Below are 7,075 nucleotides of genomic sequence, written 5' to 3' on the forward strand. Positions count from 1 at the left end.
CCCGCCCGGTCAACGTCGGCGCGGGCGTCTCCACGGTGCCGACGGTCCCCGCGGCCCGCTCCATGCCCACCCAGCCGACCGCGGGCAGCCCCGCCCTCCGCGACGACCCCCGCCCGACGACGTTCCCGAGCCCCCGCAACGGCTGACCCACACCCCCTCCCCGCCCTCCCGGACGCACAGCCCCCGGGAGGGCGCCCCTTTGCTCGCAAAACCGCGCCCCACAGCTCACAAGGCACACACCAAGCCGCCCACCCGCACAGCGCCTCTCACCCGATGTCCGGCGGATCGATCCGCACCCACACCGGCTCACCACTCCCCCGCGCCATCCGCGCCGCCTGAGCCGCCTTCAGCGCGGCGGCCAGCGCGGCACCTCGCCCCGGCGGTACGCGGATCAGCGCACGCTCCCACTGCTCCCCGGGCGGCGGTGCCCCGGGCCGCCTCGGTCGCCCGGCCGGGACGACCGGCAACGGAACCGGGCCCAGCACCTCGGCCTCCGCAGGCAGTTCGACCGCACCCAGGAAGCCCGCCACCGCCTCCGGCGATCCCGACACCGCCGCCATCCGCGACACCGGCGGGAACCGCAGCTCCGCCCGGTCGGCGAGTTCCCGCACGTCGTCCGGGCCTGTCGCGACCAGCGCGGCCAGGGCCTCCATGCCGTCGTCGAGGTCGGCCCCCGGCTGCTCGACCAGGCCGTCCGTGCACAGCAGCAGCGTGTCGCCGGGGTCGAGCTCCATGGTGCCGACGGGATAGTCGAGCTGCTCGAACTCGGCGGACAGGCCGAGCGGCAGCCCGCCGGGGACGCACACGCGGCGGCAGGTGCCGTCGGTGCGCCGCACCAGCGGGTCGATGTGCCCGGCCCGGACCATCTGCAGCACCCCCGTGGACAGGTCGGCCTCGGCGTAGAGGCAGGTGGCGGAGCGGTCGGTGTCGAGTTCGTGCAGGAACCCGGAGGCGCGGGCCATCACGGTGGCCGGCGGATGCCCCTCGGCGGCGTAGGCGCGCAGCACGATGCGCAACTGGCCCATCACGGCGGCGGCGTGCGTGTCGTGGCCCTGGACGTCGCCGATGACGGCGCCGACGCGCCCGCCGGGCAGCGGGATCAGGTCGTACCAGTCGCCGCCGATGTCCCGGCCGAACGAGCCGCCGATGCTGGCCGCGCGGTAGCGCACGGCGACGTCGGCGCCGCGCACGCTGGGGATGGTGCGCGGCAGCATGGCCTGCTGGAGTCCCTGCGCAAGGTCCATCTCCTGCTCGTAGAACATGGCGCGCTGCAGGCTCTGGGCGATGCTGCTGCCGAGGGCGACGAGGATGTTGCGCTCCTCGGGCGAGAAGCCGTGGCGGTCGCTGTAGAGCAGGCCGATGGCGCCGATCGGGCGGGCCTGCACGATCAGCGGGAGATAGGCCGCGGAGGTGATGTGCAGGTCGGTGATGTGCGGCCACAGCAGCGGGTAGCGCTCGGCGAACTCCTCCGGCGACTCGATGTAGCAGGGGCTGAGGGTCCGTACGGCCTCGCTCATCGGGTACGGCTCGTCGATCCGGGTGATCCGCGTGCCCTCCACATAGCTGCCGTCGGGCCCCTCGGCGGCCAGCCGGATCCGGCCCGCCTCGACCAGTCCGAGCACCAGACTGGTGGCGCCCAGATGGGTGAGCCCGTGGGTGTCCCTGACGGCGTCCATCACCTCCTGCACGGTCCGGGCGTGGGCGAGGGCTGCCGTGGTGAGCTGGACGATGTTCGTCTGCCGGCGGCGGGCGTCCTCCTGGGCGGCCTGCTGGCGGTGCGCCTCGTGGTCGCGGAGTTCCTCGGTGGCGTCGCGGACGATGCCGATGATCCGGCGGGGCAGTCCGCTCGCGTCCCGGCGGATGTAGCCCTGGGTGTGGGTCCAGCGCAGGGAGCCGTCGCGGCGGCGGACGCGGAAGTAGGCGCCGTAGTTCTCGCTGCCGTCCTTGAGCGCCTGGGAGACGGCGGAGTCCAGGCGGCTGGACTCGCCGGGCGGGACGCGCATCGCGAGGGTCTCGGGGTGGTCGTCGTACTCCTCGGGGAGCACGTCGAAGATCTCGTGGGCCTGGGCGTCCATCTGCATCAGGCCGGTGTCCAGGTCCCAGTCGAAGCTGCCCATGCGGTTGAGCGCCAGGATCGCGTCCGGGTGGTCCGGCCAGTCGTCCGGGAGTGACAGAGCGCTCGCTCCCCGATCAGCCATGGGCCCACCTTGCCAGCATTCACCCGATTCTTCGACCTGTGCACCGGGTACGCGGGACTGCACCTGCGTCCCGCGGTGGTAGGGGTATACGGAGCGTCACCGGAGGTCAGGCGGTACGAGGCGGGAAGGGAGCGAGACGGCCGTGGAGTGGTTCACCGCACCGGACTACTGGCTGAGCCGGCTGGTCTTCCAGCGGGCGCTGGCCGGGGTCTATCTGGTCGCCTTCCTCACCGCGGCGCTGCAGTTCCGGGCGCTGATCGGCGAGCGCGGCATGCTGCCGGTGCCGCGGTATCTGCAGCTGGTGCCGTTCCGCAAGGCGCCGAGCCTGTTCCACGCGCACTACTCGGACCGCTTCTTCGCCCTGGTGGCCTGGACGGGCTGCGCGGTGTCGGCGGCGCTGCTGGCGGGGCTGGACTCGCTGCTGCCGCTGTGGGGCGGGATGCTGCTGTGGCTGGTGCCCTGGGTGCTGTACCTGTCGATCGTCAACGTGGGGCAGACCTGGTACTCGTTCGGCTGGGAGTCGCTGCTGCTCGAGGTCGGTTTCCTCGCGGCGTTCCTCGGCAACGACGAGGTGGCGCCGCCGGTCGTGGTGCTGTTCCTGCTGTGGTGGATCCTGTTCCGGGTCGAGTTCGGCGCGGGGCTGATCAAGATGCGCGGCGACGAGTGCTGGCGGAAGCTGACCTGCCTGGACCATCATCACGAGACCCAGCCGATGCCGGGCCCGCTGAGCTGGTTCTTCCACCACCTCCCCAGGCCGCTGCACCGCGTCGAGGTGGCCGCCAACCACGTGACACAACTCGCCGTGCCGTTCCTGCTGTTCACCCCGCACCCGATCGCCACGGCGGCCGCCTCGCTGATGATCGTCACCCAGCTGTGGCTGGTGCTGTCGGGCAACTTCGCCTGGCTGAACTGGATCACCATCGTGCTGGCCCTGTCGGCGGTCCGGTTCCCGGCCGATCCGCCGGCGACGGCCGGCGCCCCGCTGTGGTACGTGGTCGTCGTCCTCGCCGTGGCGGCGCTGCTGGCCGGGCTGAGCTATCACCCGGTAGTCAACATGATCTCCCGGCGCCAGGTGATGAACCGTTCCTTCGACCCGCTCCACCTCGTCAATACCTACGGCGCGTTCGGCAGCGTCAGCCGGGTCCGCTACGAGGTGGTCGTCGAGGGCACCGCGGACGACCTGCCGCGGGAGGACTCCGAGTGGCGGGAGTACGAGTTCAAGGGCAAGCCGGGCGATCCGCGCCACTGGCCCCGCCAGTTCGCGCCGTACCATCTGCGGCTCGACTGGCTGATGTGGTTCGCCGCGCTGTCCCCCGCGTACGCCGGGCCGTGGTTCGGCGCGTTCGTGGAGCGGCTGCTGGAGAACGACCCGGACACGCTGAAGCTGCTGCGCCGCTCGCCGTTCCCGGCGGACGCGCCGCCGAGATACATCCGCGCCCGTCTCTTCCGCTACCGCTACACCACGTGGCGGGAACTGCGGGTGACGGGCGCGTGCTGGGACCGGAGCTTCGTACGGGAGTACATGCCGCCCACACGCTTGGCGCGGGCGGCACACACGCTGTGACGGTGGCCCGATGGCGTGGTTCACGACCGCACGCCGTGAAGCGCAGGCCCCCGGCCGTGGCTCAGGCCCGCTGCAATCGCAGCGTCATCAGCTCGAAGGGCCGCAGCCGTACGGAGATCCGGTCCCCGTCGAGCACCGGCGGCTCGGTGTCGGCCAGTGGCCGCTCCAGCAGGTCGGTGACCTGTACGCCGGTGGCCGGGAAGCCGGTGGTGAGGGTGGCGCGGGCGCGGGCGCCGTGGGCCTCGTGGAAGCGGACGATCACGTCACCGCTGCCGTCGTCGGCGAGCTTGACGGCGGTGATCACGACCGCGTCCCGGTCGACCGTGACCAGCGGGGCGACATCCCCGGCGCCGGTGAGCCGCCGCTCGGGCAGGTTGATCCGCCAGCCCTCGCGCACCGCGTCGCCGATCCCGGCGCCCACGATCAGCGCGTGCCGGAAGCGGTGCACGCCCTGATCGGTCTCGGGGTCGGGGAAGCGCGGGGCGCGCAGCAGGGAGACCCGCACGGTGGTGGTCGTGCCGCGGTCGCCGTCGGTGCGGACGGTGCGCGTCACGTCGTGGCCGTACGTCGAGTCGTTGACGACCGCGACTCCCCAGCCGGGCTCCTCCAGGTGCACGAAGCGGTGGTTGCACGCCTCGAACTTGGCCGCTTCCCAGGAGGTGTTGGTGTGGGTGGGCCGGTGGAAGTGCCCGAACTGGGTCTCGGAGGCGTACCGTTCGGCGTGCAGGTCGAGCGGGAAGGCCAGCTTGAGGAACTTCTCCGTCTCGTGCCAGTCGACCTCGGTGTCCATCTCCAGCCGCCGCTCCCCCGCCGCCAGCGACAGCACCTGGGTGACGCGGGAGTCGCCGAAGGAGCGCACGATCCGGACCCCGTCCTCGGTGGCGGTGACCTCGTCGGCATCGGTCAGGTCGGTGACGGTGTTGCGGTAGAACTCGTCGACGTCCCAGGCGTCCCACATGTTCGGGAAGTCGGGGTGGAGCTGGAGGAGGTTGCCTGCCCCGCCGGGGGCGATGGTCTCGCGGTCGGCCTCGATGTCGTAGGCGGAGACGACCAGTCCGCGCTCGTCGATCTCGATGCGCACCAGCCCGTTGTCGAGGACGTATCCGCCGTCGGGGCGGGCGGACGGCTCGGTGGTGCCCTGCCGGTTCGCCGCTGCCGCGCCGCCCGCCGGGACGCCCGCGCGGGCGTGCGGGGCGGAGTTGAAGGTCAGCGGGGTGTCGCCGTCACCGGCCAGGGCGCGCTGCGCGGCGTCGATGATGCCGTTCAGCTCGGCGGCGACCCGGTCGTAGGTGGCGCGGGCCTCGCGGTGCACCCAGGCGATGGACGAGCCGGGCAGGATGTCGTGGAACTGGTGCAGCAGCACCGTCTTCCAGATCCGGTCCAACTCCTCGTACGGGTAGGGGAATCCGGCGCGGACCGCCGCCGTGGCCGCCCACAGCTCGGCCTCGCGCAGCAGGTGCTCGCTGCGGCGGTTGCCCTGCTTGGTCTTCGCCTGGCTGGTGAGGGTGGCGCGGTGCAGTTCGAGGTACAGCTCGCCGACCCAGACCGGCGGCTCGGGGTACTCGGCGGCGGCCTTCTCGAAGAACTCGGCCGGTGTCTCCCAGGTGACGGTCGCCGAGCCCTCCAGGTTCCTCAGCCGGGCCGCCTTGGCGACCATCTCCCGTGTGGTGCCGCCGCCCCCGTCGCCCCAGCCGGTGGGGGCGAGGGAGTGCCGTGCGACGCCCTTGTCCTTGAAGTTGCGGGCGGCGTGGGCGATCTCGCTGCCCTTCATGGAGCAGTTGTAGGTGTCGACGGGCGGGAAGTGGGTGAAGATCCGGGTGCCGTCGACGCCCTCCCACTGGAAGGTGTGGTGCGGGAACTTGTTCGTCTGCGACCAGGAGATCTTCTGCGTCAGCAGGTACGTGGAGCCGGCCGCCTTGATGATCTGCGGGAGTCCGGCGGCGAAGCCGAAGGTGTCCGGCAGCCACGCCTCGTCGTTCTCGATGCCGAACTCGTCGAGGAAGAACCGCTTGCCGTGCACGAACTGCCGGGCCATCGCCTCCGAGCCGGGCATGTTGGTGTCCGACTCCACCCACATCCCGCCGGCCGGCACGAACCGCCCGTCGGCGACCGCCTTCTTCACCCGGGCCCACACCTCGGGCCGGTGCTCCTTCACCCACGCCCACTGCTGGGCCTGGGACATGGCGAAGACGAACTCCGGCTCGTCGTCCAGCAGTGCCGTCATGTTGGAGGTGGTCCGGGCGACCTTGCGCACGGTCTCGCGCAGCGGCCACAGCCACGCCGAGTCGATGTGCGCGTGACCGACGGCACTGATGCGGTGCGCGGAAGGCACGGCGGGCGCGGACAGCACCTCGGTGAGGCGTGAACGCGCCTGCTCCGCCGTCCCGTTGACGTCCTGGAGGTCGACCGCGTCCAGCGCCCGCTCGACGGCCCGCAGGATCTCCCAGCGGCGCGGCGACTCCACCGGCAGCTCGGCCATCAGCTCGCCGAGCACCTCCAGGTCGATCACCAGCTGCCACACCGTCTCGTCGAGGACGGCGAGATCCATGCGAGCAAGGGTGTACTGCGGTTCGCTGCCCGCCGTCTCCTTGTCGCCGAGCTGCGTCGGCACGAAGGGGTGGTAGTCGAGGATGACGGGGTTGGAGGCGGCCTCGATGTGCAGGCGCACCTCCTCGCCGCCCTCGACGGGGGCGCCGATGCGCACCCACTGGTTGCGCGGGTTGAGTCCCTTCACCGGGGTGCCGTCGGGCCGGTAGACCAGGCCCTCGCACTGGAAGCCGGGCATGTTCTCGTCGAAGCCGAGGTCGAGGATCGCCTCGGCGGTCTTCCCGGCCCACGCCTCGGGCACGGTGCCGGTGACCCGGAACCAGCTGGTGCCCCAGGGAGCGCCCCAGCGGGCGCCCACCGCGATGGGCTCCGGCTGTGCGGCGAGGCCCTCGGCGACCGGGACGGGTTCGCCGGGTGCGTGCCACACCGCGACGTCGAGCGGGACGGACTCGGGGTACACGGCGGGGCGGATGCGCTCGTCGAGGACGCGCTTGAGGCGGGCTTCGACCAGGGTGCGGTCGTCATGCATACGGGATGCTCCGTGGGTGGGGTGCGGGTGGTTACCAGGGGTGGGTCACGGTGACGGGGGCCGACGAGGAGTACAGCTCCCCCACCGCGCGCAGTTCGAACCGCGCGGCGCGCTCGCCCCGCTCGGGTCTCAGCCCGCCGGCGAAGTACGCGCGCCGGCAGGTGCCGCCGAGGAAGCGGCGGCTGCCGTCGGGCAGGACGCGGTGCAGGGTGCAGTGGCGCACCGCGCCGGGCGCCC

Annotated in this window: 3 protein-coding genes and 1 pseudogene; 1 reads left to right on the forward strand and 3 read right to left on the reverse strand. The window is 72.2% G+C overall.

Features of this window, described 5'->3' with window-relative positions:
• Positions 1 to 266: 266 nt before the first annotated feature.
• Complete coding sequence (locus N4P33_RS30355; protein ID WP_260830150.1) at positions 267 to 2,198, reverse strand: SpoIIE family protein phosphatase; 1,932 nt, start codon at positions 2,196 to 2,198, stop codon at positions 267 to 269.
• 142 nt (positions 2,199 to 2,340) lie between these two features.
• Here N4P33_RS30355 and N4P33_RS30360 point away from each other — a divergent pair, with 142 nt between their 5' ends.
• Positions 2,341 to 3,762 carry a lipase maturation factor family protein gene (locus N4P33_RS30360; protein ID WP_260830151.1) on the forward strand — a complete coding sequence of 474 codons (1,422 nt, stop codon included), beginning with the start codon at positions 2,341 to 2,343 and terminating at the stop codon, positions 3,760 to 3,762.
• A 61-nt stretch (positions 3,763 to 3,823) separates the two neighbouring features.
• Here the strand turns inward: N4P33_RS30360 and N4P33_RS30365 are convergent, their stop codons facing one another.
• Together N4P33_RS30365 and N4P33_RS30370 are read right to left on the reverse strand one after the other, a co-directional pair.
• Positions 3,824 to 6,838 carry a glycoside hydrolase family 38 C-terminal domain-containing protein gene (locus N4P33_RS30365; protein ID WP_260830152.1) on the reverse strand — a complete coding sequence of 1,005 codons (3,015 nt, stop codon included), beginning with the start codon at positions 6,836 to 6,838 and terminating at the stop codon, positions 3,824 to 3,826.
• 31 nt (positions 6,839 to 6,869) lie between these two features.
• Positions 6,870 to 7,075, reverse strand: a pseudogene (locus N4P33_RS30370) (endo-beta-N-acetylglucosaminidase); the annotation flags it as partial.

Origin of the sequence: Streptomyces sp. 15-116A (genome assembly GCF_025290915.1) — a bacterium.
Lineage (GTDB): Bacteria > Actinomycetota > Actinomycetes > Streptomycetales > Streptomycetaceae > Streptomyces.

Coding starts and splice junctions, on each gene's coding strand:
- N4P33_RS30355 (WP_260830150.1), bottom strand. CDS start 2,198: ATGGCTGATCGGGGAGCGAGCGCTCTGTCACTCCCGGACGACTGGCCG.
- N4P33_RS30365 (WP_260830152.1), bottom strand. CDS start 6,838: ATGCATGACGACCGCACCCTGGTCGAAGCCCGCCTCAAGCGCGTCCTC.